We start from the raw sequence: 26114 nt of genomic DNA, 5'->3' as shown, positions 1-26114 counted from the left end.
TGACACTGGCGCTACAAGATTGTGACATCGGTAATTTCGTGTGCTGCACCAGAAACGGCCTTGTCCGCCAAGCTTCAGTCGGGCGGCGGAAGCTTCCAATTGCTTGCTTTGGCCCAGAGTTCAGCACCGGTCATAATGAGATCGAAGACGGGATCTTTGATCGCATAATAGGCCTCCTTTTCGGAAGGAAAGCGGTCGGCGAGTTCCAGCTTTATCCTCTCGTATGCCGCGGCTGCTTCAGAGTTCGCGCGCAGGAAGTCTCGGCACAGGATTGCGTAGCGATGATTGAACCGACCGCGCTCCCGTATGTGCAAATGCACGGCGGGATCCTCGGCGCGGAAATAGAGTTTGCGGAGATCTTCGGGCGGAAGCGCCCTCCCAGGCGGTTGGTGATCGGTCCGGTCCGGGAGATGTGTGAACCCGACGCTTTCGAAACGCTCGACTTGAACGTCGCTCAATCTGGATACGCCAAGCTGAATATCGATCACGTTCTTCGCGGACATGTTCGCCACGGCTGTCGAGCCAATGTGATGAAGTTCCGAGTTATCCGGGACGATTGTTCTCAAGCGGTCGGCAATTAACCTGTATTCGCTTGACCACCGCGCGCAATACGGAACGATTTGAATGCGCTCTGACATGCGCAAAGGCTTAGCTGAACGCATTGGGCGTGTCTTCACCAAGCGTCTGTCCGCTTTCCTCCCAATTCTGGCCGTGGGCGTTCGAAAACCTCAAATCTTCAGGTCACCCTGCCGACTGCAGTGCAACGACGCCGCCGGACTGCCAGCATGCGCGATTCAGGTTATTGGGACGGACGAGTAGTGCTGCTAAGGGCCGAGCATGCTTACCATCGATGGCGTCACTATCCGGCTTGGAGGCCGGCCCATTCTCGAACGCGCGAGCGCCACGATTCCGCAGGGCGCGCGGGTCGGGCTCATCGGTCGCAATGGAGCGGGTAAATCCACGCTGATCAAGGCTGTCATCGGCGAGATCGAGCCTGACGAAGGCCAGATCGGCAAGCCCGCGCGGGCGCGTGTCGGCTATGTCGCGCAGGAAGCGCCCGATGGCGCGATTACGCCAGAAGAGGCCGTCCTCGCCGCAGACGTCGAACGTGCCCGGCTTCTCGAGGAGGCCGAAACCTGCACCGATGTCGATCGCCTTGGCGAAGTGCACGAGCGCCTGTTAGCCATCGACGCCTACACTGCGCCGGCGCGCGCGGCCAAGATCCTAAGCGGCCTGGGTTTTGACGAGGACATGCAGCGCCGGCCGCTTTCCAGCTTTTCAGGCGGCTGGAAAATGCGTGTGGCGCTCGGCGCGCTTCTTTTTTCGGAGCCCGATGTGCTCCTGCTCGATGAGCCCTCGAACCACCTAGACCTCGAGGCAACGTTGTGGCTCGAGAATTTCCTCAGGTCCTATCCCGCGACACTGCTGGTCATCAGTCACGAGCGGGACCTTCTGAACAACGTCGTCGACCACATTTTGCACCTTCAAGGCGGCAAGCTGACGCTCTACGCGGGCGGCTACGACGCATTCGAAAAGCAACGCGCCGAACGGGCAGCACAACTGGCATCCGCCAGGGCCGCACAGGATGCCCAGCGGGCACGCCTTCAGGATTACGTTGCGCGCAACAGCGCCCGCGCCTCGACCGCCAAGCAGGCGCAGGCCCGCGCGAAGATGCTGGCGAAGATGCAGCCGATCGTCGCGCTGATGGAGGATCCGTCGCTAAGCTTCGAGTTTCCCTCCCCGGGGGAACTGCGTTCACCGGTGATCACGCTGGACGGAGCCGCGGTGGCCTATGGCGATGCGCCCCCGATCTTGCAGCGCCTTGACATGCGGATCGATGCCGATGACCGGATTGCGCTGCTGGGCCGGAACGGGAACGGCAAGACCACCCTTGCGCGTCTGCTGTCGGCCCAGCTTCCGACGGTCGAGGGGGCCATGACTGCGCCAGGCAAACTCAAGGTTGGCTATTTCACACAGTACCAGGTGGAGGAACTGGCCAGCGACGCAACGCCAGTCGAACTGATGACGCGCGCCATGGAAGGACAGGCTCCCGGTGCGGTGAGAGCGCAATTGGGGCGTTTCGGCTTCTCCGGCCCGCGCGCCACCACGAAGGTCGAGAAACTGTCGGGCGGCGAGCGTGCCCGGCTTGCACTCGCGCTCATCACCCGCGATGCGCCGCACCTGCTTATCCTCGATGAACCGACCAACCACCTCGATGTCGACGCACGCGAAGCGCTGGTGCAGGCGCTCAATGACTATGCCGGAGCGGTAATTCTGATCAGCCATGACAGGCACATGGTTGAACTGACGGCGGATCGCCTGGTGCTGGTCGATGGCGGCACCGCAAAAGAATATTCCGGTAGCATGGACGATTACATAGACTTCGTGCTCGGTCGCAATGCGCCGAAGAAGCAACGAACACCCACGCCGAAAAAGTCGACGTCATCAAGCCGCGCCAAGACAGACGCAAAGGTGCGGTCCATCAAGTCAGAATTGGCTTCGACCGAGAAATCCATGACCAGGCTGGAAGCGAGCCTGCACGAAATCGACCAGGCGATGTACGATCCTGCAAAGGCGCCGGCGCATCTCGTCAAATTTGCGATCGGCGAACTGCTCGTCCAGCGATCTCAGGTCAGCGATCAGTTGGCGAAAGTCGAGGCAGAATGGCTCGCACTCGGGGAAAAGCTGGAAGCGCTCGAGAACGCGTAGTCGTGTAGCCGGCAATTGCTGGCCCGCCGCTTTCGAAGACTTGACTCAAGCAAATCTTGCAGAGGGTCCGGGTCAATTGCGGCTGCGCGACGAGCGTGCGAGTTTGCGCGCAAGATCGACGAAGACCTTGAATGCAGCGGAAGGATTCCGGCGGCCGGGATAATAAAGACCCAAAGGCGAGAGCGGCGGCGTCCAAGCTTCCAGAAGTTGCACGAGCCTCCCCTAGGCTCGAAAAGAGCGGACCGCCCGCAAACGACCCGATTTCGGACTTTCACGCCCCTTTGAGGACCATGACATTTCGTCCGCTCTTAAGCTGCGCAACAGGTTTCAGACAAACTTCATGCAGTGTTCACCAGCGCGCCAAGGCACAATCTTCCGGCTCAAGGCAGAAGGGGATCTCCATCGGGGCGCAATTGCTCTGGACGACGCTCCCGAACGACCCGGTGGCTGCGCTGCCACCCAGGCACGTCGAAAGCGGAAGGAACCACGTCATGCCGATGAAGAAATTTGGCATCATGCTCGCCGGCCTTGCACTTGTCGCGATCACGCCCGCTGCAAGATCCGAGACCATTTCGGTCATCGTCGGTTATGCCGATCTCGACCTCGCCAGTACGGCGGGATTTGCCAGGCTTGAAAATCGAGTCGAAGACGCCGCCACACGACTCTGCGGCCTCTCGGATCGAGACAGGGTAATGCCGCAAACGAAGGCCCGCTGCATCCGAGATACCGTCAACTCGGTCCGTCCACAGTTGGAGGCGCTGCGTTCGGGACGAACTCTTTCATCGTCCAAGAACATTCTTTTCACTCGTTCGGTTCACGGCTGACCTTCCCAAAGGAAGATTGCAGCGGCCCAGCCAAGAGAGAGATGTCCGCTTCCCACCGAGAAGCAGCCTCGAGCACCGCCTGGGTCTCCCCGCAAGCTGACTGTCGGCTTTTGGCTTCCGCGAAACAAGAAGCAGACGTTCGGCTAACGGCCCGGTTGCGGACGGTCGCTCAATGCGTATGCTCAAACCTGTTTCTGTGATGAGTAAACTTGGATGTATTGATGAGCGAGATGGTCTTCGTATTCCTTGGGCTTCTTACCGTCTGCATCTTTGTGCTTTTGCTTGTTAACGGACATCGCAAAGCTGTAACGACGGAACATCAGGCTGAGCTAGAGGAGCTGCGCGAGCGAATTAAGGTGCTCGAGAAAATTGTCACCGATGGAGGGCTGAACACGGCTTCTCAGATTGAGGCATTGCGTGAGCAGGCGCAGCACCGGATCGAAGGCCGAGAGTAGCTTAGGTGCGGTGCCTAGTGACCGCTTTCCACCCACAAACAGAAGTTCGATAGCGCGGGCGATCCACCCAAGAGCGGATTGGCAGCTTTGCCACGCTCTGAACCGAAAGCGGACTTTCCGCTAACGACCCGATACCGGACGCAACTACCGTCAGTTTCGTCGCGTGATTTCCTAGGTTCGTCGCTTTGTCGCAATCTTCAACTTGCTGATATCCTTCTGAGTGTTCCGGCCATGTAGCGAGAGCATGCAGCATACATTGAGCTGTCGAACGAGGAGTATCTCGATGCGATTGTCGGCTGTATTGGCTGCGTCACTATTATTGTCTGCTTGTGCAGCGTTTCCACCGGTAGAAATGCGCCTGCCTCAATCTCTAGTCGAACAGTCCGCTCGTTTGCCCGTCGAGGGCATTGGCGGTTGGACGCATGGTCGTTTCCGCACCGGAGACTATTTCGGGGGTTATGAGCGTTCCGAAGAACGTCTCGCCTTCTTCGATACGATTGTTCGCAACTCGGGACATTCCGAGCTCGTCATCGAAGGACCGGGAATTAGCTCGACGATTGAGGCGCACTGCAGGATGCGAGAGCGAGTTCTAGACTTCGAATTTGTCGAATTTACTCCGCAACGCATGTCCTATCGCTGCGAATTTAGCGCAGAGGGTAGATCGATACCTGCACGGTTCGAGCTGCAAGAAGTGAGGAGTGGCTTGGGTGGCGCGTTAAGTCGGCGCGAGCGGCGAGGAGAGATTGCTTTGGGCGGCGAAACGGTGCAAATCTACTCCGTCCATAAACTCGCCGGATCGTCATTCGAAATGGCCAGCCCGATCGGTTACGTCTTCGAGCAATTCGGCCGCCCGGTTGGCGCAGTGGAGATCAATGGCGCTCCGATAATTTACATCGCTGACCTGACCGACGAAGGGCTGACGCGCGCGATCACAGTCGGGGCCGTGGCCCTGGCGATCTTCTGGGACCCCGCAAACAGTGCGCTTGGTGATTAAATGGCAAGCTTAGCGCCCCCTCTGAAACCGCTGGGGATCGAAGAGACGCCGCCCGTTTCTCCTCTTGTTTCGTCGCGCCGGTTATCAGGAATTCATCGCGGGCGGACACTTATGCTCGTCGGCATAATCTGGTTCGCCTGCGGAACTCTTTACCTTCTGCCCTATGTGCTGCGTGGTGGCCTCGATCTGGCAGCCGTCTTCTCGCACTATGCTGCGTCGGTGGCAGGTTTTGCGCTATCGATTGTCTTGCTTGGCCTCTCCATCAAGCTGCGAGGAATGGGCGGTGCCAAGGTTTTCGCTGCATTTGCCCCGGTCGTGACCTCCCTTGCAGCGCTCCTGGCAGTGATTGATATTGCCCTTTTCGACAGCATCTATGACCTGTTCGGTCGCGAACATGCGTCGTCGATCACCGCCTCATATGCTGTCAATTGGGCGGGAAACTTCGCGATTTTCATGTCTCAATATTCGCTGATCGCGGTCGCCTTCTGGACCCTCGAAGCCCTTGAGCAACGCCGCGAGCAACAGGTTGAACTACAGCTCATGAAGACACTGGCAGCCGAGGCAAATAGTCAGGCCAGCCGAGCAAGGCTTTCCGCTCTACGTTACCAGCTCAATCCCCATTTCCTGTTCAATACGCTGAACTCAATCTCGTCACTTGTCATGACCGACCGGTCAAAAGACGCGGAAGCGATGCTGGCGCGACTGTCGGAGTTTCTTCGCACGACGCTAGTCGCCAATCCGGAAGCGCCACAAACGCTGGAAGGCGAACTTGAGACGGTGGACGCCTATCTTGCGATCGAAAGGATACGCTTTGGCGATCGCCTCGGTTTTGACCTCGACTGCCCACCAGAACTGCGCGACGTAGAGATCCCACATTTCCTTCTCCAGCCATTGGTCGAAAATGCGGTCAAACACGGTGTGGCGCCGAGCGCCAGACCGATAACGATCTCTATCTGCGCAAGGCGGCGCGGTGAAGAACTGCTTATCACGGTCGAGAATGACTGCGAGAGCACGGAGCAATCGACACGAGGCACACAGGTCGGTCTTCGCAATGTTCGGGACCGGTTGGAGGCAGTTTTCGGCGAACAAGGGCATCTGGAAACAATCGCCCGCGAGGCAGGATACCTGGCCCTTATACGAATTCCCTTGGCGGGATGCCCCGAATGAGCTTGCGGGTCGTCCTAGTTGATGATGAAGCTCTGGCAATCGACCGCTTGAGAGAACTCTTGATCGACATCGAAGAAGTCGAGATTGTGGGCACCGCCAATACGGCGGCGAAAGCGGCTGAAGCAATCGAAGAGCTGCGACCTGATCTGGTATTTCTCGACATTCAGATGCCTGGGCGAAGCGGTATGGCACTCGCGGCCGGTCTCGCACCTGAAGATCGCCCTGAGCTGATCTTTATCACTGCGTTCGAGCACTTTGCCCCAGACGCATTTTCCGTGGATGCCGCGGACTATCTGTTGAAACCAGTTCGGTTCGACAGGCTCAAGCAGGCAATCGTCCGCGCAAAGCGTAGGATTAGGCTCAATGCCGCTGCAGAGCATATCAATGATATGCAAGTCGAAGCTAATCGCTATGCGCAAGAGCTTTGGGTTTCCGTGCGTGATGGGCAGGTCCGTCTCGATGTCGAGCTGATCGAGTGGATAGAGGCGGCAAAGGACTATGTCTTTCTGCATACCGCTACGCGCAGCTACCTTCACCGGATATCGATGAGCACCCTTGAGCAGAAGCTCGATCCCCGGAAGCTGATGCGCGTGCATCGATCGGCATTCGTGCGACCGAATTTGGTGCAGAAGCTGGAGCGTCCCGGAAAGGGATGCGTAAACCTCGTCTTGCGAGACGGGGCGATAGTCCAGGTTGGCCCGAGCTACGTCAAGGACGTCCTGAAGACATTGGTTCCGGACGATCTCTGAAAGGCAGACCATGAGGGGCCGCCGCAGCGTCGTGAGCATGGGTAGATAAAACAAAATGGCTCGCCCAGCCAACAGCCGGACGAGCCAAGTTACTATCTAGGAAGATAGGTGCGGGTCAGAAACGGACGCCGGCGGTCAGCATAACCTGGTGACGCTTGGTTTCCAGATCGGCTTCCGAGAATGAACCGTAGTCCGAATACCGGTATTCGATGCGGGCGAAGGGCTGACCCAGATCGAACTCGACGCCGCCACCCAGCCGAAAACCATCGAGGTTCTCGCTCAGAGTTTCACTTTCATCGTCCAGCGAATAGGTCGCGCTGAACCGCTGGTTTGTGTAACCGCCTTTCGCGAAAAGCATCGCAACATCGTTCAAGGGCACACCGACACGAACGCCTGCAAAAATGTCGCGGCCTGCTGAGAGGGTCAGTTCGTCATCGTCCTCGAGCACATCGAAAGCCGTGGCGCTCACGCCGTTGTCGGTCAGCTCGGCTTCCGCGCCGATCAGAACGCCACCAAGATTGACGTCGTATCCTAGGGCGATGCCGTAAGCGATCCCGTCTTCCGAGCCATCGTCGTCTTCGTCACCAGTGGTGAACTTGTCGTAACCGGCCGTGGCACCGACCCAGGGGCCGGTGAATGGCAAGTTTTCCTGCGCAAATGCGGGAGTTGCGGCCGTCGAAACCGCAACAACGGCTGCTGAAAGCAGAAGCTTTTTCATATGTCTTTCCTCATGTGGGAGATCACGATCGCCCGTTGAACCTGAAGCGCCGAACGATCCGGCGTTCCACTCGTTCAGATGGCAGCCTGCAGAGGTGACTGCTTCGATGCATCGCTCAAGCCGGGAACGCTAACGACAGAGTTTGCCGCTGCCGACAAAAGCCAATTTTCGTGCGACGAACACACTGCCAAGTATCTTGAGGACCGACTTCCGCCGCCTGCGCCTCAAACCAGACCAGCCGGTAACGACCCGATTGCGGACGTTGCGCGTCGTTGCGATTTGCTGGACTATGCACCTGTGATGAAAGCGTTAGCCTTCTTGCTCGGTGCCGGAGCGATTGCCGCGATTGCAGCAAATAGCGGTGATCGGGTCGCCCATCGCGAGGTCGCAGGAAACCGCTTCGAGGTTCCAACCGATCACCTCTTCAACGCCACAAATCCGTGGCTCCCCGCGTCGGAGGAGGATTCTTTCGTCTTTCTCTTCCAGCCCAATCCTAATCCCGGTCAGATTCCAAAGCACCGAGTGCTTGTTCAGCGCCTGAGCCGCTTTTGCCCTGGCGATGCTTCTCAGATGCTACGTATTGCCTGTGGTCAAGAACAGACGAGCGTCACCGACGGCCCACCTTATGAGAAGGTGCAAGACGAACTCGGTTCATGGTCGTCTGACATTTATTCCTTGGGAGCCGAACCAGGTGAAGACGGTGTTATCGAAAAACGGCAGATCGCGTATTGCCAACTCTTTGGACCCAACCCTGTGAAACCCGAACCGACGAATCTCTGCACCACATTCTGGGCCTATGACGGCATGATGTTGCAATTCAGCTTCGATGAAAAAGAACTTCCGAAGATGAGGGCCATGAAGGCCGAGGCAATGGCCCTGTTGGACAGCTGGAAGGTCCGCTAACCACCCAAAAGCGGCCCCTATCGCAGCGCTGCGGCATAGCTGATAGCCGACTGTCTGCTTGCTACCGTCCTAGCCCAGAAACGGACTCGCCGCTAACGACCCGATTGCGGACGTTAGGTCACGCCCACTTCCAACCTGATATGGCGGCGATCCTTTTGATCCCAGTCAATACATCAAAAGGCCACGCGGATATTCAATCTCAGCGGAGGGAGAGTTGCCGTGAAAATCGATGCCTTGAAGTTAGCTTTTGCAACCGCGATCGTCTTTGCGGTCGCGTGGGTGATTTGCAGCCTTTTCGTCGTCTCTATGCCAGGGGCAATGATGCGAATGTCCGGCCACATGGTTCATGCCGATTTCGGTCCAATGGGCTGGCAACTAAGTCTTGCCGGCTCTGTGTATGGCCTCTTCGCATGGTCGCTAGGCGCAGGTCTCATCGCCGGTGCGACTGCCGCTTTGTATAATCGGCTGGTCGGGCGAAGGGACGGACCCGTTGCATAAAGCTCTGCTGGTAGAATGGACCGAGTGGGGTCTGAAGAGGATGAACGCGTGACGTGGCTAATCGAGCGAGCTGCGCGAGCCATCCTTGCCAAACTCGCCTTCTCCCACGCCTCACCAGACTCAGGGAAGCGGAACGCGGCCTATGCGCCTGATCAACCGCACAACAGCCATACGGATGTCCGCGATGCAGGTCCTTCTGCGATGAGGGACGCACCCATGAGGGATTGGACAGAAATTGATGAAGATCTGGACGAGAGCTTTCCTGCCAGTGATCCGCCAGGCGGTTATTGAACAACCGACGCAGAGCGCCACCTGCGTTCGTGCGGCACAATGGTTCTCGATGGCCATATCATCGAGAGCCATGTTCCCGCCTCAGACATCAAGCGTTGCTCCTGGAGCGATCGGAAGTCGACACCGGGGCGTTCTCAGCGCTTATGAACTTCGCTGATTTTGATCGCGATCCTTGACCAGGAGGTAGATCGCTTTTGGCAAAAGACTAGCGTTTCCGGGACCCGACTAGAGACACAGCGGCACGATGTTTGCAGGTGCAGTCGGTCTGACAATGCCTGCCTGAGAGACGCGTAGAATGATGGCGCCGTCACGGAAATAGCCTCGCAAGGCCGCCCGTTCCGCGGGCTAGCGCAATGTCCCTGCAACCAGAGACTAGTGCTTGGGGTGTGTGGCGGAGCGGGAGGGATTCGAACCCTCGATACGGGGTTACCGTATACACACTTTCCAGGCGTGCGCCTTCGACCACTCGGCCACCGCTCCGCATGTCCGCTTTGCGCCGCAGCCATGTTGCCAGGGCGCGTGTGGTCGGACAGAAGGCGCGCACCTAGCGAAGCTGCCTGGCAAAGACAAGCAGCGTGATGACAAGTTTGCGCGAAGATCCTAGGTCCGCCTGCATGACTCGCAACATCGGCCTTGCCCCCTCCGTCGCGGACATGGAGCGTGTCGCACGCGCGGCGTACGATCGCATTCCCGCTGCCTTTGCCGAGCACCTGGGCGACGTGGTGATCCAGGTGCAGGATTTCGCCGAGGACGAGCTGCTCGCCGAGATGGGCATCGAGAGCCCGTTCGAACTCACCGGCGTCTACGAAGGCCTTCCCCTGACGGAGCGAAGCATCGAGCATTCCGGCACCATGCCCGATCGCATCCGCCTGTTCCGTCTGCCCATCCTGCTGGAATGGTGCGAGCGCGGGGACGAGACGTTCGAGCACCTGGTGGCGCACGTGCTGGTGCACGAGATCGGTCATCATTTCGGCCTTTCGGACGAGGACATGCACGCGCTGGAGGACCAGGTCGCCTGAGCCTGTCCGGACCCATTGCCGTGCAGATGCGTAACATCTGGCAGGATGGAACGGATTTTTCGCACGCTAGCCGGGCTCCTCGCCCTGACCTTTACCCTGATTGCCGCCCCGCTGGCGGCGCAGGGAGACCCCGAGGTGCCGAGCGGATCCGAGCCGTATGTCTACGAGGTCGAGGCGCTCAACACCGGGCTTGCGGACCCCGCTGAACCGCTCGAGCTAGATACGCCCCAAGCTCTTGTGGAAAGCTTCTTTTCCGCCGCGGAAGCAGGCGAGTGGGAGCGGGCGGCCACCGCGCTCGACATGACCAGTCTCTCCGCTCGCGAACAGGCGATGGAAGCGGAAGACCTGGCGGCGATGATGTACGAGATCGCCAATCGCTCCATCGCGGTAAGCTGGGCCGACCTGCCCGACCGGCCCGATGCCGTGGATACCGCGGCCAGCAACAAGAACCCGATGGCGGGGGCAGAGCGGCGGCACATCTCGCTGGCGCACCTGCAGCTGGGCCGTCGCACCGTGCCTGTCAGCATCGCGCGGCTGCAGGAACCGGACGGCGAACCGGTATGGATGTTCAGCCGCCAGACCGTGGGCAACCTGCCGGAACTCTACGAACGCTACGGGCCGACCGATTTCGAACTCAGCCTGCCGGTGCCGCTGCGCCAGCAGGCCTTCTGGACGCTGGCATGGTGGGAAGTGATTGCCCTTCCGCTGGTCCTCATGCTGGCCTTCATCGCCGCGGTCCTCACCTACAAGGCGGTGGGAGCGGGCAAGAAGCGCTTTGACGACGAAAGCATGGCGGGCGTCATCCTGCGCGCCGTTCAGGTGCCGCTGACCCTGCTGGCGCTGGCGGGCAGCTTCGCCCTGATGCGCAACGTGCTGTTCACCCTGTCCGGACCGGTGGAGGACATTCTCGGGCCGCTGCAACTGACCCTGATCGTCATCGCCATCGGCGCCATCATCGTGACTGCGGTGGAGGCCGTGCTGGACCTTGCCACCGATCGCAATGCCCGCCGGATCGAGGAGCCGGAGAACGAGGAGGGACGGGACTTCTACACCCAGGCCTCTGCCGTGCGGCGGCTGATCATCGTGCTGGTCATGGTGGCGGGCCTCGGCATCGTGCTTGTGCAGAGCAACCTGACGCAGACGCTCGGCTTCTCGCTGCTGGCGGGCGCGGGCGTGCTGGGCCTGATCATCGCCTTTGCAGCACGCAAGGTGCTGGGCGACATCATGGCCAGCATGCAGATCGCCTTCGCCAAGACCGCGCGCATCGGCGACGCGGTGCAGTACGAGGGGCAGTGGTGCTACGTGGAGAAGATCGGTTTCACCCATCTTCGCCTGCGCACCTGGGACGACCGGCGGGTCATGGCGCCTGTTTCCGAATTCGTGGGTTCAAGCTTCGAGAACTGGACCAAGCAGGAGCCCGCCCTGATCATGCGTGTGCCCATCTACCTTGATCACCGCGCCGACGTGGAGGCATTGCGGGAAAAGCTCATGAGCTTCGTCGAGGACGACGACGACATCATCAACAAGGACCAGGCCAAGTTCGAAGTGATCGACCACGAACCCAAGGGCATGCTCGCGCGCGCCTGTGTTCACGCGAAGGATCCGAAGATCGGCTGGACCATGCACTGCCGCGTGCGCGAGTTCCTGCTGAAGACGGCCGCCGAGATGGATGCCGCCGCCGGGAACGAGCCTGCCCCCGCCTATCTTCCGCGCGAACGCGAAGTGCAGATGGACCTGACGATGGAAGAACAGAAGGATTGACCCCGCCCGGCGCGGTGGCACTGTGCCCGGCATGAAACGAGCACTTGCCGCGAGCGCCCTCGCCCTTTCCCTGGCCTTCCCCCTCGCGGCGCAGCAGGCGGTGGAACCTGTCACGCCCAGCTCGGTAGTGGCTGCCGCCGGCGCTGAGGAGTGGGTGAAAATCCCGCCCGAAGACATGCTGGTGATGGAACTAGCCCCGGATGCGCGCGGCGACGAGCGCACGGTGGTGATCCAGTTGATGCAGCCGCCCTTCAGCCAGCCGTGGGTGGAGAACATCCGCACCCTTGCCGAGGCGCACTGGTGGGACGGGACGAGCATCTATCGGGTGCAGGACAACTACGTTACGCAATGGGGCGACGTAACCGAGGAGAAGGCGCTGCCCGACGGCCTGGTATCGCCAGAGGCGTCCTTCTGGTCCAGACACGATGAGGCGCTTTTTCCCGGTCTGCCACATCCCACCAGAGATAGTGTTTCCGGGCTTCTCCAGGCTGCAAACTCTTCGCGTTACGACACGTTCTACAAGGGTTTTCCCGTCTCGGGGGAGGATGGCATTCACGATTACGGAACGATGTGGCCCATCTATTGCTACGGCTACATCGGCGTTGCCCGTGACTACGCGCCCGATACCGGCACGGGGGCCGAACTCTACACCATCATCGGTCAGCCGCAGCGGCACATGGATCGCAACCTTGCCGTGGTGGGCCGGGTGATCGAGGGGATGGAGCACCTATCCAGCCTGCCGCGCGGGTCTGGCGAACTCGGGTTCTACACCGAAGAGGAAGCCGACCTGCGCACACCTATCCGTTCGGTGCGTCTCGCCAGCGAGATGGCCGATCCGCCCGCGTTCGAATATCTCGACACTGCCAGCGAGAGCTTTGCCCGTTACGTCGAGGTGCGCGCCAACCGGAACGATGCCTTCTACACCGTGCCTGCTGGCGGGGTGGACGTATGCAGCGTACAGGTCCCGGTGCGGCGGGCCGGGTGATCCTGCGCCAGGCGGAACGCGCCCGGTTTCGCGCATCCCCTGGGAAACGCGCCGCCTCAACATTTTCCGAATTATGTGCCCTTGAGCCCCCGCCCTAAAGCCGCTCTGCCTGGGCCACGGCGTCGGTTGCCCGCAGCGCGCTGATGATGCGGGTGAGGTGGGCCAGATCCTGCACTTCCAGGTCCACCGCATAGGTGTGGAAGGGATCGTCGCGCTGCGTCAGTTCCAGGTGCATCACGTTGGCGTTGTTACGGGCAAAGACACCGGCCATTTCCGCCAGCGTGCCGGGACGGTTGTAAAGCACCACGTTCAGCCGCCCGATGGCGCCGTGCGAGCGCTCGCCCCACGAAAGGTCCACCCAGTCGGCATCCACGCCGTTGGCCAGTTCCAGGCAGTCGATGGCATGCACTTCCACGGTTTCGTGCGGTCGGCGCAGGCCCACGATCCGGTCGCCAGGCACGGGGTGGCAGCAGTCGGCGAGATCGAAACCGACACCGGCCGTAAGTCCCTTGATCGAGATTGCGCGCTCCTGCTCGGTTTCCTCCGGCATGTCGGCGGTGCTGCCGGGCACCAGCGCTTCCATCACCTCGCGGTCGGAAAGCTTGGCCGCCCCGATGGCGTACATCAGGTCGTCCACGTCCTCCATCTCCAGCCGCTCCACCGCCTGCTTCAGCGCCTTCCTGCCCACCTTGGCGGGCAGGCGCTCGGCAATCTCGTCGTACAGCTTGGTCCCGATCTCGGCGATTTCGGCGCGCTCCTTGGCGCGCACCGCGCGGCGGATGGAGGCGCGCGCCTTGCCGGTGACGACGAAGCCCAGCCAGCTCAGCTGCGGCTCTGCGTTCTTGCCCTTGATGATCTCCACCACGTCGCCGTTGCCCAGCGGCGTGCGCAGCGGCATGTGCCGCCCGTTTATCTTCGCGCCCACGGTCTGCGCGCCCAGATCGGTGTGGACGGCGAAGGCGAAATCCACCGCCGTCGCGCCCTTGGGCAGCTGGAACAGCGCGCCCTTCGGGGTGAAGGCAAAGATGCGATCCTGGTAGATCGCCAGCTTGGTATGCTCCAGCAGCTCTTCGGCATCGTGGCTGGCATCCACGATCTCGATCAGGTCGCGCAGCCAGGCCACCTGCCCATCGTGCCGCCCGCCCTGCTTGTAGGCCCAGTGCGCGGCCAGGCCGAAGCCGTTGGTGCGGTGCATCTCGCGCGTGCGCAGCTGCACCTCCGCGCGCATCGACTTGTCGTAGAAGATCGTGGTGTGAAGCGAGCGATAGCCGTTGTTCTTGGGGGTGGAGATATAGTCCTTGAACCGGCCAGGCACGAACTGGAAGGCGGTGTGCAGCACGCCCAGCGCGCGGTAGCAGTCCTCCACGTTGTCGGTCAGCACGCGGAAGGCCATGATATCGGTCACCTGCTCGAACGGCAGGTGGCGCTCTGCCATCTTGCGCCAGATCGAATAGGGGTGCTTCTCCCGCCCCCACACTTCCACTTCGAGGCCAGCGGCGGCCAGCGCCTGCTTTATGTCGAGGGCGATGCGATCCACCTGCCCCGCGTCGCTCTGGCGCAGCTGCTCCAACCGGCGGGTGATGGTCTCGTAAGCCTCGGGCTCCAGCTGCTCGAACGCCAGCAGCTGCATTTCGCGCATGTATTCGTACATGCCCACCCGCTCCGCCAGCGGGGCATAGATATCCATCGTCTCGCGGGCGATGCGCTGGCGCTTCACCGGGCTCTTGATGTGATGCAGCGTGCGCATGTTGTGCAGCCGGTCCGCCAGCTTCACCAGCAGCACGCGCAGGTCCTCGCTCATGGCCAGCAGGAACTTGCGCAGGTTTTCCGCCGCGCGCTCGTTCTCGGCCATCTGCTCGATCTTGGAAAGCTTGGTTACGCCGTCCACCAGCCGGGCGACTTCGGGGCCGAACTGCGCCTCGATATCGTCGATGGTGGCGAGGGTATCCTCCACCGTATCGTGCAACAGCGCGGTTACGATGGTTTCCTGGTCCAGCTTCAGGTCGGTCATCAGACCGGCGACTTCCACCGGATGGCTGAAATAGGGATCGCCGCTGGCACGCTTCTGGCTGCCGTGTTTCTGCACCGTATACACGTAGGCGCGGTTCAGCAGCGCCTCGTCGGCGTCGGGGTCGTATTCCTTGACCCGTTCAACAAGTTCGTACTGGCGCAGCATGGTGACATGAATGTGCGGTGCGCCGCAGCATTCGGCAAGGGGAAAGGCGCTGCCGCATGCACTTGGCAGCGACAGCGCGTTTCCTTTCGTCAGCCCGCTTCGTACCCCACGATCGGATCGACCTGGTTGCGGGTGTAGCTGTGATAACCGCCGCGCGTGTCATTGTAGATGCGCGTGGCGATGGGACGGCCCCAGTCTCCGGTTTCCCAGAGAGCCTTGAACAGGGGCTCCACGAACTTGTTGCGGCCCACTGCGGCAAGAAATTCCTCCGCCTGCGGGACGGCAGGCCGGTATTCGTTGCGCAGCGCGGCTTCCAGCCACAGGAACAGCACCTCGTTGTTACCCGTCTCGGACAGGGCCAGCTGCTCGTTCAGCGCAGCCAGTTCGTCGGCGCTCATCTCCTCGGGCAGTTCCTGGAGGAAGCGCTGCTGTTCGGCACCGGTCCAGCTGCGCCAGGTGTCGGTCCCGGGCAGAGTGCCGTCGGCGGCATAGTCCTGCGCCGCGCCGTCCACCTCGGCGAAGGCCTGCGGATCGGGAGCCACGGCGTTTTCGGGAAGGCCGGTGCCGTAGACCCACCCGTCCAGCATCAGCTGTTCTTCCAGTTCCTCGTCGTCCTGCACCACGTATTCGCGCAGTTCGGCAAGGAACATCTCGCTGGTCGCGGGCTGGAAGGCGTGGCGGTCGAACCAGCCGCGCATGAACTCGTCGAAGCGTTCGCGGCCGATGATGGTTTCCATCGTGCGCAGGAACACCGTGCCCTTGTCGTAGATCGCCTCGCCCACGGTGTCGAAGGGGCTGATGCCCTCTGGCGTGCGCATGGCGGTGTTGGGATTGTCCGCGCCCTGCTCCTCAATCGCTTCGACCAGGCTGGCGTAGCTGAGGGCATATTCCTGATTCGCGCGCTTCTCTCCGAATACGGACTCGGAAATGCGGCTCTCGAAGTAGGAAGTGACGCCTTCGTTCAGCCAGCCGTCGCGCCAGCTGGAATAGGTGACGAGGTTGCCCGACCAGCTGTGCGCCAGTTCATGCGCGATCAGGCCGGTGTTGGAACGGTCGCCCGCGATGAAGGTGGGGGTGAGGAAGGTCATCACCGGGTTTTCCATGCCGCCGTAGGGGAAGGCCGGCGGCAGCACGATCATGTCGTAACGACCCCAGCGATAGGGGCCGTAGATTTCCTCGGCCGCGTCAATCATGGCCTCGGTGTCGGTCAGTTCGGCGGCGGCTTCCTCCAGCACTTCGGGTTCCGCCCACACGCCCGAGCGCGGGCCGAGTTCGGCGAATTCGAGGTTCCCGGCGGCGATCGCGATCAGGTAGGGCGGGATGGAGTTTTCCATCACGAATTCGAAAGCGCGGCGGTTTTCGCCCACGTCTTCAGGATCTCCGCGGCTGATGCCGCTCATCACCACTTCGAGGGGCTTGGGCGCGGTGATGCGCGCTTCCCAGGTCTGGCGGATGCCGGGGCTGTCCTGCGTGGGAATCCACGTGCGGTTGAGGATCGCCTGACCCTGGCTGAAGACGAAGGGATATTCGCCGCCCGCCGTCTGCTCCGGCTCGAGCCATTGCAGCGCCTCGGCCTCCGGCCCGCTGGCGTAGTCGATCACGATCTGCTGCAGGCCCGGCCCGGTCAGTTCGCCCAGCTGGACGGTGATCGGCTCACCCTTTTCCGGGTCGCTCTCGCCGATCTCGTAGTCCAGTTGGTTGCCGTTGCCGTCGGTGATGCCGCCGATGATCAGGCCGTCGGAATCGAGCACGATCTCGCTGGCATCCTCGGCCGCTTCCACGTCCAGCGTGGCGGTGCCTTCAACGCGCTGCCCTTCGAAATCCAGGTCGAGGTCCAGGGCCACGTGGGTCACGCGGGCTTCCAGCGGGCGGGCATAGGTGAATTCGTCCTGCGCTTCGGCGGAGGTGAGAACGGGGGCGACGCCGCGCTCCTCTTCCGGCAGGTCGTCCGCGGTGCAGGCGGATATCAGGAACGGCAGTGCCACAAGTGTCGCAGAGGCGAAAATACGCATGAAATCTCCGTTTTTGCGAAAATCCGGACCATGGGCGATGGTTCCGGCAATCGTTTCGGCCAGCGCCATAGCAGATCGTCGACCCGAGTCAGCCATTGATGGAGAATGCATGGTGTTTGCCGCGCCCATCGGCTTGGTGATACACGGGAATCTTGCAGAAACCGAGGCCTACCGATGCGCAAAGCCATGATCGCCGCCACCCTTGCCGTCAGCGCGATTGCCGCGCCGGTTGCGGCGCAGGATGCCGTCACACCGGTTGAAGAAGCGCTCGATCCGGAGATCGAGGGAGGGCAGGACATCATCGTTTCCGGCGAACGCGCCGAGCGGCATGAGCAGGCCCGCGAACAGGCCCGGGCGATCACCCCGCGCAGCGGATCGGTGCAGGCCCCGCTCGCCCGGTTGCACGCACCCGTCTGCCCCGGGGTCTATGGCGCGGCCACCGATACCGCCTACGAGATCATCGGACGGATCCGCTCGAACGCGGAGCGGATCGGGCACGAGGCAGTTCGTGGGGAGGCGTGCCACGCGAACGTGATCGTCGCCTTCGTCGACGACCCACGCGACTATTTCGAACAGCTGCGCGAAGCCGATCACGAAACCGTGCGTGGCCTCGACTACTGGGCTGCCAAGCAGGTGCGCCAGCAGGAAGGCCGCGTGCTGGCGTGGAATGTCACCGCCACGATCAGCCGCGACGGCATTTCCGGTTTCGGCCAGCCGCCTACCTTTTCCAGCACCGCCATAAGCCGCACGGAACTGGGCGTGCGCGAGGATATCGGTATTTCGGTGGTGCTGATCCCGCGCAGCGCAATCGAGGGAATGGATACGATCGCCATCGCCGATTACGTGACGATGCGCGCCCTGGCCCAGACCCGCGTTCCCGAAGGCGCTACGCAGCTGGGCACGATCCTGGAGCTGTTCGAGGATGACGTGGAGGCCCCGCCGTTCCGTCTCACATCTTTCGACGAGGCCTATCTTACCAGCCTCTATCGCCAGCAGGCGAACACGCCCAGCCACCTGGCGCTGCGCGACGTGGGCCGCCTGATGGAAAGCCAAGGCCAATAGGTGACAGGCGCCGCGCACGGCCCTAGGCTTGGGCCATGCGAACGATCACAATTTCCTTTCTCGCCACTTTCTCGGCGCTCGCCCTGGCTTCCTGCCAGCAATCCGAAACCACCCCTGTCCCGCAGACGGAGGAAGAGGTCGACGCGGCCCAGGCCCAGTCGGACACCGTCGATGGCCGCGCGCTGCTCTTCTCCGACGAGTTTTCGGACGACAGCCTCGATGTCACGCGGTGGAACGTGGAAGGCATGGATTTCTGGGTGAACGAGGAGGAACAGGCCTACGTCAATTCGCCCGACACCATCCAGTTCGTGCAGGGGCTGGAAGGCGCAGACGGGGGCGCGCTGGTGCTGCGCCCGGTCTATCGACCGGGAGAGGACACTAACGAGGAACGCGACGCCGATTTCCTCTCCGGCCGCGTCAACACGCGCGGCAATTTCGAATTCACCTATGGCCGCGCAGAGGCGCGCATCCGCATGCCCGATGCCGTTGGCGTCTGGCCGGCCTTCTGGCTGCTTGCCGATGCCCAGTGGCCGACGGAAGGCGAAATCGACATCATGGAATACGTAGGCCAGGCAGACTGGACGGGCGTTGCCCTGCACGGCCCCGGATATTCGGGCGATGCCGGCATTGCCGACAGGCAGTATTTCCCGCCCGGAACCGACGTGACCGACTGGCACGTCTACGCAGCCGAATGGACGCCCGACAAGATCGAGTTCTTCGTCGACGACCGCCTTACCTTCCGCGTGCCCAGGACCAACGTGGAATTCTTCGGCGAATGGGTGTTCGACAACCCGCAGTACGTCGTCCTCAACTTCGCCGTGGGCGGCATCTACCCGCACAAGATCAACGGCATCGAGGAACCCTATCTCGGCATGCCGCAGGAAACCGCCGACCGCATCGCAGCAGGCGAACTGGCAATGGAAGTGGACTGGGTGCGGGTCTACGGGCCGGAGGAGTAACTCAGCCCCATGTCACCTCGGGCGGCAGGCTCATCAGGATGGCGTCGATGTTGCCGCCGGTCTTCAGTCCGAACAGCGTCCCTCGGTCGTAGACCAGGTTGAATTCGACGTAGCGCCCGCGCCATTCCAGCTGGCGGGCCTTGTCCTCCGGCGTCCAGTCCATGTCCATGCGCTTGCGCACGATGGCGGGGAAGACATCCAGGAAGGCCTCGCCAACGTCGCGGGTGAAAGCGAAATTGCGCGCGAACTCTTCCTCGTTCCGGCATTCGAGGTGGTCGTAGAAGATCCCGCCGACGCCGCGCGCCACGCCGCGGTGGGGGATGAAGAAGTAGTCGTCCGCCCATTTCCTGAATCGGTCGTAGTAAGTTGGATTGTGGGCGGAGCACGCCGCGCGCAGGCGGGCGTGGAAGGCATCGGTATCGTCCTGGTATTCGATCGGCGGATTCAGGTCCGCCCCGCCGCCGAACCATGCCGCCTGCGTGGTAAGGAAGCGGGTGTTCATGTGTACCGCGGGCACGTGCGGGTTGGCCATGTGGGCCACCAGCGAAATGCCGGTGGCCGTGAATTCGGGGTGCTCCTCGCTCGCGCCGTTCACCTGTCCGGCGAACTGCGGGCTGAATTCGCCCGACACGGTGGAGACGTTTACCCCCACCTTCTCGAACACCTTGCCCTTCATCTTGCCCTGCACGCCGCCGCCGCCGTCGGACTCGTCGTCGGTATCGCGATCCCAGGGGATGTATTCGAAGCTCGCGTCCGATCCCGCCTCGCGCTCGATCGCCTCGAACTCGGCGCAGATGCGATCGCGCAGCGATTCGAACCATTCGCGCGCGGCGGCGGTCTGCTTGGTCCAGTCGGTCATCCCAATCTCCCGTTCCGCATTGTCGCCGGGGGCAATGCGTGCTCCGGCTTCGCGCCGGGGCAAATAGCTTGCAAGCACACTTGCCAAACGCATCAACGGGCGGCAAGTGACATGCATGGTTCCCGTTTCGTTCGCCTTCCCCTTTTGTGGTGACGAGTTCGTGCTGACGAAGTCGCGCGCACTGTTCTGGCCGCGCGAGAATGCGCTGCTGGTGGCGGACCTGCACCTTGAAAAAGCCAGCTTCTTCGCTCGCCACGGCCAGCTGCTTCCGCCGTACGACAGCCGCGAGACGCTGGAACGCCTGTCGGAGACGATCCGAGAGACCGGCGCCCGCCGGGTCTATACGCTGGGCGACAACTTCCACGATTCGGACGGCTCGCAGCGGCTGGAGCCGCATGCGGCGGGCATGCTGGCCGCCCTCACCCGCGTTACCGACTGGGTCTGGATCACCGGCAACCACGACCCCGCGATGGAAGCAAAAAGCGGCGGCACCATCGCAGAGGAGCTGGACGTGGGCGGCATGGTGCTGCGGCACATGGCGAAAAAGGGGGAAACGCGGCCAGAGCTTTCCGGCCATTTCCACCCGCGCGTGCAGGTGAAGATCCACCATCGCCACATCCGCCGCCCCTGCGCGGTGGTGGCGCACAACGGCGATGCGACATGTGGACGGATGATCCTGCCTGCCTTCGGCGCGCTGACGGGCGGGATGGACGCGGCCGACCCGGCGATCCTGAAGGCACTTCAGCCTGCCAGTTCCATCGACGCCGTCGTCCCTGCGGGCAAGCGGCTGGCGCGGTTTCCCCTTTGGCGGGTGGCCGCCTAGAGCGCGTAAGCGATACAGTAGACGACGACGGTCCACCCGAACGTAACCAGCGAAGCGGGATGAAAGCGGCCGCTCTGCAGCCAGTCGTAGAGCAGCTGCCCCAGGAACATCGCCGACCAGGTGAGCGCCAGGTAGCTCAGAAACAGGTGCTCGTCCTCACCCGGCGGATAGACCGGCAGCATCGGAGCGACCAGCGGATCGTAGGTCCGCGAGAGTATCGGACTGAGCAGGAACAGCGTGCCGCAATAGATCAGCCGCCTGTGCCAGTCGGTTCGGCGGCGCAGCCACCACGCGGCCAGGATCGCGATCCCGAAAGACGGCAGAAGCAGGCGATTGGCGATGACTTCGGGAGACATCGCGGCCCAGCTTCGCCAGACGGCGACGAACAGGTAGAGCGTGGTCAACACCGTTCCCGCCCCCACCACGAACGCCACTTTTCCCAGCGAGCGGTGCAGGCTCGTCTTTCCGATGCACGGCAAGTTGGCCTGGACGACGAGAAGAACCATCCAGGCAAGCGCGAACAGGCCGTGAATGACCATCTTGGGATCGGAGTTGGAGGGCTGGTGGATATCGGTAACGAGATTGTCGCCGAACGCCACAAGCGACAGCACCAGCAGGATCGTGGTGCCGACCGGATAGTGCCAGCGAATGTAGGTCGAGTTGCTCGTGGGCCGTCTGGCCGAGCCGCCCCTGGTCGCCACCTTTACCCCGCCACATGAGTTGCTCTGGCTGATTATGCCGTTGCTGCCCGGAAAGCCATATTAATTCCGAATGGCTCTATCTCGCCGAGCAGTCTCCCCTAGCGTTGCGTCGGCTTAGTTATTACATAGAGCACCCGAACAGAGCAGAATCAGGAGCACAACATACCTCGTCCACCCCGCCGCAGCATGGCACCGCCGGTCAAGTCCGGCCCGAAATACGACCAATTCATTCAGGCCGAAAAGGTCCGCGTCATCGATGGTGACGGCGAAAACCTCGGCGTGATGTACACCGACGAAGCGATCGAACAGGCTGCCGAGGCAGGCCTGAATCTCGTTGAAGTCTCGCCCAACGCGAACCCACCGGTGTGCAAGTTCCTCGATGTCGGCAAGTATCGCTACGAAGCCCAGAAAAAGGCGAACGCGGCGCGCAAGACGCAAAAGACGCAGGACATCAAGGAAATCAAGATGCGTCCGAACATCGACGATCACGATTACGATGTGAAGATGCGCAACGTGAACAAGTTCATCGACAACGGCGACAAGGTGAAGGTCACCCTGCGCTTCCGCGGGCGCGAGATGGCGCACCAGCACCTGGGCATGGACCTGCTCAAGCGCGTGCAGGACGACATGGCGGAAACCGCCAAGGTCGAAGCCTTTCCCCGGCTGGAAGGCCGCCAGATGCTGATGGTGCTGGCACCGAAGTAGGCGCCGCAGAGCGGATTATTCGAAAAAGGGGCGTGCCCGCCGGGCGCGCCCCTTTTCGTATGTCAGCCCATGGCCGGGCGAAGTGCATCGCAGAAATGCGTGTGCGCCTTGCCGCTATCAGGAATTGCCGGCCAGTTTCGCCGCGTGTTCCAGCAGCCTCTGGGTTTCCACTTCACCCACCAGCGCAAGAACGACCGTGTCGTCCTCCCAGTAGGCAATGGCGAGACCGTCGCTCACCTCCGCCGAGGGAAAGGTATCGATGGACGCGTCTTCCTCGGCCGCGAACAGCGAAATGTGATCGCCCCTGCCCGTGACGACGGAGATCATCACGGAATTGCCGAGATCGGAGGGGTATAGCTGCGCGTCGGTAACGGTCCATCTCGAAGGCAGCGCGGGAAGATCGACGCCCGTCGCCTCGAGAATCTCGTCCCGGTCGAATTCGTTGCTCTCGATCTGCGACGCCATTTCGTGGCGGACGAGGCTCGCCACGTAGGCTTCCTGCGCCTCGTTAACGACAGAAGCCGCACTTGCCGGAGACGAGAAATCGCTGGTGAACTGGTTCGCCGCCCACCCCGAAGCAAACAGCGCCGCCATGGCCGCCACGCGCTTCCAGCGATCGCGGCGATAATTGTCGTTCGCGGCAGGCGCCGGCTGCGCGGTTTCCCTGTCGGCCTTGCCGGAGTTCGCCCCCACCAGCGGCGCGCTGGTCCTTTCGGTCCGCTCGGCAGCGATCTGCGTGACGTTTGCGGAGTAGTAGCAGGAGAAGTAGGGATCGAGGTTGCGATCGATGTAGTCGTCGACGTAGGCGATATCCTCGTCAGAGAGATAATCGACGTATCCTCCCACCTTCCCGCGGCGCACCTTGAAGCTCTCGGGATTGTTCGGATCGGCCGGGCGAAGGCGCTCGTGATGGAAGCTGTCCTGCAGCTCGGCCTTGCGCATGTTGCGGAACGACGCTTTCTCGACGACATTCCGGACCAGGTCTTCATCCGGATCCGGCAGCCCGAAGAACGCGACCGCATCCTTCAGGATCCTGGCCGGATCGCGGTGCATGTCCTCGTAGGTGATCCAGAGGAAATCGCGCGGAACTGAACGTGCCTGTGCCCAGGCATTGTAGAAGGCGACGATCGCGTCGATGCTGCCCTTCTCCTGATGAAGGTAAGTCGAAATGTCGCAATCGATCACCTTCATCCTGTTCTTGGCATCGAAGTAGTAGGACACCAGGACGTCGCGCGGATCGCGCGTGAGCAGAAGGACCTTCTTATTGCGATAGCGGTCCTTGTCCGTTTCGACCTCGTGGCCGAACTTGAGATTGGGATAGTCGTCGTGGGTGAAGCCGATGTTCGGGATATCGGTCGAGAGCTTCCAGAAGTGCTGCAACTCCATCGGGTTGTCGACCTCTAGCCCGAACTGGGCGCAGGCCGTGGTGCCGAACATGGTCCGGAACCACGTCCGTCCGCACTTGGGATAGGACAGGACATATCCGTCCCGCGCCCACTCGCTTGCGGCGCGGCGCATCGAAAGCAGCACGCCCTTCGTCTTGATCGACTTGGGCAGAAGGGTCTCCCCTGCCGAGAACGCAAAGCTTCGTACGATCGTCCGCATGTTCATTCGATTTTTCCGCAAACTTTCCGAGCATCAAAGGGCCCGGGGAATTTGACTATATAAAACAATAGTTACCAGGCCAGAATCGGCAGCACTACTGTGATCGTGAAGTGTCTAACTCTGGTCTTGGCTGTTTTTGGGAAGTCGATCTTCGATGTCCATAATCGGGACATGCGCAGATTGGTTCCCGCGCCCCTTAGCTACTCAGGTTCCCACAGTTCGATCGGATTGCCATCGCAGTCGGCGATACGGGCAAAGCTGCCGACGCCGTCCATGGCCTCGCGATGGCTGGCTTCGATCCCTTTCCCGGACAGTCGCTCGAGCAGAGCCTCCAGCCCCTGAACGCGCAGGTTGAGCATTACCTGCCGATCCGCCTGCCAGTAGTCGCTATCGGACCGAAAGCCGGCGAAGACCGTCGGACCAGCCTCCTGCATCCACACCCATTCGCCGTCCGGCGTCGGCTGTCCGCTCTCGGTCGCCCCGATGCCAAGATGGTCGCGGTACCACGCGGCCAGCGCCGCCGGGTCGGCGGATCGGATGAACAATCCGCCAATCCCCAGAACCTTGCCCTCTACCATACCCTGCCTCCTTGTAACCCCTGCACGCCTGCGTCAGGATCGCGTCACCACGGGTAGGAGGGTACCACAGGTGACTGCCAAGGGCATCGGCTTCTGGCTCGGTCCGGCGCTGTTCGCGCTGACCGTGCTGCTGCCTGCGCCTGCGGGGATGGCGGCAGAGGCATGGCGGGTGGCCGGTCTTGTGGCCTGGATGGCAAGCTGGTGGATGACCCAGGCCTTGCCGCTTACCGTCACCGGCCTGCTGCCTTTCGTGGTGCTGCCGTTCAGCGACGGAGGCACGGCCGGAGAGGTGGCGAGCGACTATTATTCGCCCATCATCTTCCTGCTGCTGGGCGGCGCGTTCCTCGCTCTCGCCATAGAACGCACTGGCCTGCACAGGCGGCTGGCGACCTTCATCCTCGACCGGATCGGCGGACGCGGCGGCACCTTCGGCCTGCTGCTGGGCTTCATGATCGCCGCCGCGATCCTATCAAACATCATCTCAAACACTTCCACCACGCTCATCATGATGCCCATGGCGCTGGCGGTGCTGGCGGGTGGACGCGTGGCCCAGGGCGACGGCACAGTTCCGCAAGACGGCATCTACGGCGCGCTGCCCATGGGCCTGGCCTTTGCCGCCAGCGTTGGCGGGCTGGGCACGATCATCGGATCTCCCACGAATGCCATCGGCGTGGCGCTGCTGCGCGATGTCTCGGGCGTGGAGATTACCTTTGCCATGTGGGCGGCCTTCGGCGTGCCCATCGTGGTGCTGGGCGTGCCGCTGGCAGCATGGATCATCGCCCGCGTGCAGCAAGTGGCCCTGCACCCCTTCGACATGGCGGCGGCACGCGACTCCATCGATCCGCACGGGCCGTGGACCCCGGCCGAGCGCCGACTGGTTCCGGTGATCGTGGTCACGTTCGTGGCCTGGATGCTGCGCGGCTGGATCGCGCCGTACTTCCCGGAAGGATCGCTGACCGACGGCACCGTTGCCATCGCCGCCAGCCTGGCGCTGTTCGTCCTGCCCGACGGCACCGGCAGGCGGCTGCTGGAATGGCACGAGGCCAATCGCGCCCCGTGGGACGTGCTGCTGATGTTCGGCGGCGGGCTCGCGCTGGCAGGCGGGATGATGCGCACCGGGCTGGCCGACTGGCTGGGCGAGGCCTTGCTGCCCCTGTCCGCCGTGCCGATGATCGTGGTGGCGCTGGCGCTGGTGGCGATGGTGGTGCTGATCACCGAATTCGCCAGCAACGTGGCGACCGCCAGCGGCATCATGCCCGTGGTCGCCGCGCTGGCCGTGTCGCTGGGCGGCGATCCGCTGCTGCTGGCCATGCCGGTCGCGCTGGCGGCGAGTTGGGGCTTCATCCTGCCGGCAGGCACCGGCCCCAATGCCATCGCCTGGGCCACAGGCCGCATCGCCCTGCCCCGCCTGATCAAGGCCGGCGCGGCGCTGGATGTGGCGGGGATATTCCTGATCGTGGGCGTGGTCTTCGCGCTGGCTCCCCTGGTGACCTGAGGCTTGCGAAGCGGCCTCAGGAGAGATAATTGCACGTGAAACCGGATTCCCGGGCAGAAGCGTTCC

25 protein-coding genes and 1 tRNA gene are annotated in these 26114 nt (G+C 62.1%); 17 read left to right on the top strand and 9 right to left on the bottom strand.

What is annotated here, in order from left to right:
- Nucleotides 1-74 precede the first annotated feature (74 nt).
- Nucleotides 75-638, bottom strand: coding sequence for a GrpB family protein (locus AAA989_RS10645; RefSeq protein ID WP_338245506.1), 564 nt, complete (start codon nucleotides 636-638; stop codon nucleotides 75-77).
- A 199-nt stretch (nucleotides 639-837) separates the two neighbouring features.
- Between AAA989_RS10645 and AAA989_RS10640 the strand changes: the two genes are divergently transcribed.
- The 6 genes from AAA989_RS10640 (at nucleotide 838) to AAA989_RS10615 (ending at nucleotide 6898) form a co-directional block, all read left to right on the top strand.
- Entirely contained in the window at nucleotides 838-2709 is a 1872-nt protein-coding gene (locus AAA989_RS10640) for an ABC-F family ATP-binding cassette domain-containing protein (protein WP_338243380.1), read from the top strand.
- Between the two features lie 491 nt (nucleotides 2710-3200).
- Nucleotides 3201-3533, top strand: a complete 333-nt coding sequence (locus tag AAA989_RS10635) for a UrcA family protein (RefSeq protein WP_338243378.1) — start codon at nucleotides 3201-3203, stop codon at nucleotides 3531-3533.
- 221 nt (nucleotides 3534-3754) lie between these two features.
- On the top strand, nucleotides 3755-3988 hold the full coding sequence (locus AAA989_RS10630) for a hypothetical protein (protein ID WP_338243376.1): 234 nt from the start codon (nucleotides 3755-3757) through the stop codon (nucleotides 3986-3988).
- Nucleotides 3989-4271: 283 nt separating this feature from the next.
- On the top strand, nucleotides 4272-4982 hold the full coding sequence (locus tag AAA989_RS10625; protein WP_338243374.1) for a VV20781 family protein: 711 nt from the start codon (nucleotides 4272-4274) through the stop codon (nucleotides 4980-4982).
- A complete protein-coding gene (locus tag AAA989_RS10620; RefSeq protein WP_338243372.1) occupies nucleotides 4983-6149 on the top strand; it encodes a sensor histidine kinase in 1167 nt (388 codons plus the stop codon).
- Nucleotides 6146-6898 carry a LytR/AlgR family response regulator transcription factor gene (locus tag AAA989_RS10615; RefSeq protein ID WP_338243370.1) on the top strand — a complete coding sequence of 251 codons (753 nt, stop codon included), beginning with the start codon at nucleotides 6146-6148 and terminating at the stop codon, nucleotides 6896-6898. Before AAA989_RS10620 ends, AAA989_RS10615 begins: the two co-directional genes overlap by 4 nt.
- A gap of 115 nt (nucleotides 6899-7013) precedes the next feature.
- Here the strand turns inward: AAA989_RS10615 and AAA989_RS10610 are convergent, their stop codons facing one another.
- Nucleotides 7014-7616: an outer membrane protein gene (locus tag AAA989_RS10610; protein ID WP_338243368.1), complete on the bottom strand. Its 603-nt coding sequence runs from the start codon at nucleotides 7614-7616 to the stop codon at nucleotides 7014-7016.
- Nucleotides 7617-7895: 279 nt separating this feature from the next.
- On the opposite strand from AAA989_RS10610, the gene AAA989_RS10605 reads away from it, so the two are divergent.
- The 3 genes from AAA989_RS10605 (at nucleotide 7896) to AAA989_RS16425 (ending at nucleotide 9455) form a co-directional block, all read left to right on the top strand.
- Entirely contained in the window at nucleotides 7896-8519 is a 624-nt protein-coding gene (locus AAA989_RS10605; RefSeq protein WP_338243366.1) for a hypothetical protein, read from the top strand.
- A gap of 219 nt (nucleotides 8520-8738) precedes the next feature.
- Nucleotides 8739-9017: a DUF5676 family membrane protein gene (locus AAA989_RS10600; RefSeq protein ID WP_338243365.1), complete on the top strand. Its 279-nt coding sequence runs from the start codon at nucleotides 8739-8741 to the stop codon at nucleotides 9015-9017.
- A 312-nt stretch (nucleotides 9018-9329) separates the two neighbouring features.
- Nucleotides 9330-9455, top strand: a complete 126-nt coding sequence (locus AAA989_RS16425; protein ID WP_353527205.1) for a DUF411 domain-containing protein — start codon at nucleotides 9330-9332, stop codon at nucleotides 9453-9455.
- 242 nt (nucleotides 9456-9697) lie between these two features.
- Here AAA989_RS16425 and AAA989_RS10595 read toward each other — a convergent pair.
- Nucleotides 9698-9788: transfer RNA gene (locus tag AAA989_RS10595), tRNA-Ser, on the bottom strand.
- Nucleotides 9789-9922: 134 nt separating this feature from the next.
- Between AAA989_RS10595 and AAA989_RS10590 the strand changes: the two genes are divergently transcribed.
- The 3 genes from AAA989_RS10590 to AAA989_RS10580 are packed head-to-tail and all read left to right on the top strand — an operon-like array spanning nucleotide 9923 to nucleotide 13073.
- Entirely contained in the window at nucleotides 9923-10327 is a 405-nt protein-coding gene (locus tag AAA989_RS10590) for a metallopeptidase family protein (RefSeq protein ID WP_338243363.1), read from the top strand.
- A gap of 45 nt (nucleotides 10328-10372) precedes the next feature.
- Complete coding sequence (locus tag AAA989_RS10585) at nucleotides 10373-12088, top strand: mechanosensitive ion channel family protein (protein ID WP_338243361.1); 1716 nt, start codon at nucleotides 10373-10375, stop codon at nucleotides 12086-12088.
- Between the two features lie 31 nt (nucleotides 12089-12119).
- Nucleotides 12120-13073 carry a peptidylprolyl isomerase gene (locus tag AAA989_RS10580; RefSeq protein ID WP_338243359.1) on the top strand — a complete coding sequence of 318 codons (954 nt, stop codon included), beginning with the start codon at nucleotides 12120-12122 and terminating at the stop codon, nucleotides 13071-13073.
- 94 nt (nucleotides 13074-13167) lie between these two features.
- On the opposite strand, the gene AAA989_RS10575 is transcribed toward AAA989_RS10580, so the two are convergent.
- Nucleotides 13168-15249 (bottom strand): RelA/SpoT family protein, encoded by a 2082-nt coding sequence (locus AAA989_RS10575; protein WP_338243357.1) that lies wholly within the window; start codon nucleotides 15247-15249, stop codon nucleotides 13168-13170.
- 89 nt (nucleotides 15250-15338) lie between these two features.
- Complete coding sequence (locus AAA989_RS10570; protein ID WP_338243355.1) at nucleotides 15339-17261, bottom strand: M1 family metallopeptidase; 1923 nt, start codon at nucleotides 17259-17261, stop codon at nucleotides 15339-15341.
- 186 nt (nucleotides 17262-17447) lie between these two features.
- Here AAA989_RS10570 and AAA989_RS10565 point away from each other — a divergent pair, with 186 nt between their 5' ends.
- Both AAA989_RS10565 and AAA989_RS10560 read left to right on the top strand, forming a co-directional pair.
- A complete protein-coding gene (locus AAA989_RS10565; RefSeq protein ID WP_338243353.1) occupies nucleotides 17448-18323 on the top strand; it encodes a hypothetical protein in 876 nt (291 codons plus the stop codon).
- Between the two features lie 35 nt (nucleotides 18324-18358).
- Entirely contained in the window at nucleotides 18359-19282 is a 924-nt protein-coding gene (locus tag AAA989_RS10560; RefSeq protein ID WP_338243351.1) for a glycoside hydrolase family 16 protein, read from the top strand.
- Between the two features lies 1 nt (nucleotide 19283).
- On the opposite strand, the gene hemF is transcribed toward AAA989_RS10560, so the two are convergent.
- Nucleotides 19284-20141: an oxygen-dependent coproporphyrinogen oxidase gene (gene hemF, locus AAA989_RS10555; protein ID WP_338243349.1), complete on the bottom strand. Its 858-nt coding sequence runs from the start codon at nucleotides 20139-20141 to the stop codon at nucleotides 19284-19286.
- 115 nt (nucleotides 20142-20256) lie between these two features.
- On the opposite strand from hemF, the gene pdeM reads away from it, so the two are divergent.
- Nucleotides 20257-20964, top strand: a complete 708-nt coding sequence (gene pdeM, locus AAA989_RS10550; protein ID WP_338243347.1) for a ligase-associated DNA damage response endonuclease PdeM — start codon at nucleotides 20257-20259, stop codon at nucleotides 20962-20964.
- Here pdeM and AAA989_RS10545 read toward each other — a convergent pair.
- Complete coding sequence (locus AAA989_RS10545; protein ID WP_338243346.1) at nucleotides 20961-21665, bottom strand: hypothetical protein; 705 nt, start codon at nucleotides 21663-21665, stop codon at nucleotides 20961-20963. The two genes, pdeM and AAA989_RS10545, sit on opposite strands and share 4 nt — an antisense overlap.
- Nucleotides 21666-21851: 186 nt before the next feature.
- Between AAA989_RS10545 and infC the strand changes: the two genes are divergently transcribed.
- Nucleotides 21852-22370, top strand: a complete 519-nt coding sequence (gene infC / locus AAA989_RS10540) for a translation initiation factor IF-3 (protein ID WP_338243344.1) — start codon at nucleotides 21852-21854, stop codon at nucleotides 22368-22370.
- Nucleotides 22371-22487: 117 nt separating this feature from the next.
- Here infC and AAA989_RS10535 read toward each other — a convergent pair whose 3' ends face one another.
- Nucleotides 22488-23975: a sulfotransferase domain-containing protein gene (locus AAA989_RS10535; RefSeq protein WP_338243343.1), complete on the bottom strand. Its 1488-nt coding sequence runs from the start codon at nucleotides 23973-23975 to the stop codon at nucleotides 22488-22490.
- 200 nt (nucleotides 23976-24175) lie between these two features.
- Entirely contained in the window at nucleotides 24176-24553 is a 378-nt protein-coding gene (locus AAA989_RS10530) for a VOC family protein (protein WP_338243342.1), read from the bottom strand.
- Between the two features lie 70 nt (nucleotides 24554-24623).
- Between AAA989_RS10530 and AAA989_RS10525 the strand changes: the two genes are divergently transcribed.
- Nucleotides 24624-26048 carry an SLC13 family permease gene (locus AAA989_RS10525; RefSeq protein ID WP_338243341.1) on the top strand — a complete coding sequence of 475 codons (1425 nt, stop codon included), beginning with the start codon at nucleotides 24624-24626 and terminating at the stop codon, nucleotides 26046-26048.
- The last annotated feature ends 66 nt before the right edge of the window (nucleotides 26049-26114 follow it).

Source organism: Aurantiacibacter hainanensis (genome assembly GCF_036321025.1).
Classification (GTDB): Bacteria; Pseudomonadota; Alphaproteobacteria; order Sphingomonadales; family Sphingomonadaceae; genus Alteraurantiacibacter; species Alteraurantiacibacter hainanensis.
Note: the sequence above shows the minus strand (reverse complement) of the source record. Positions and strands in the feature narration are given on the sequence as shown.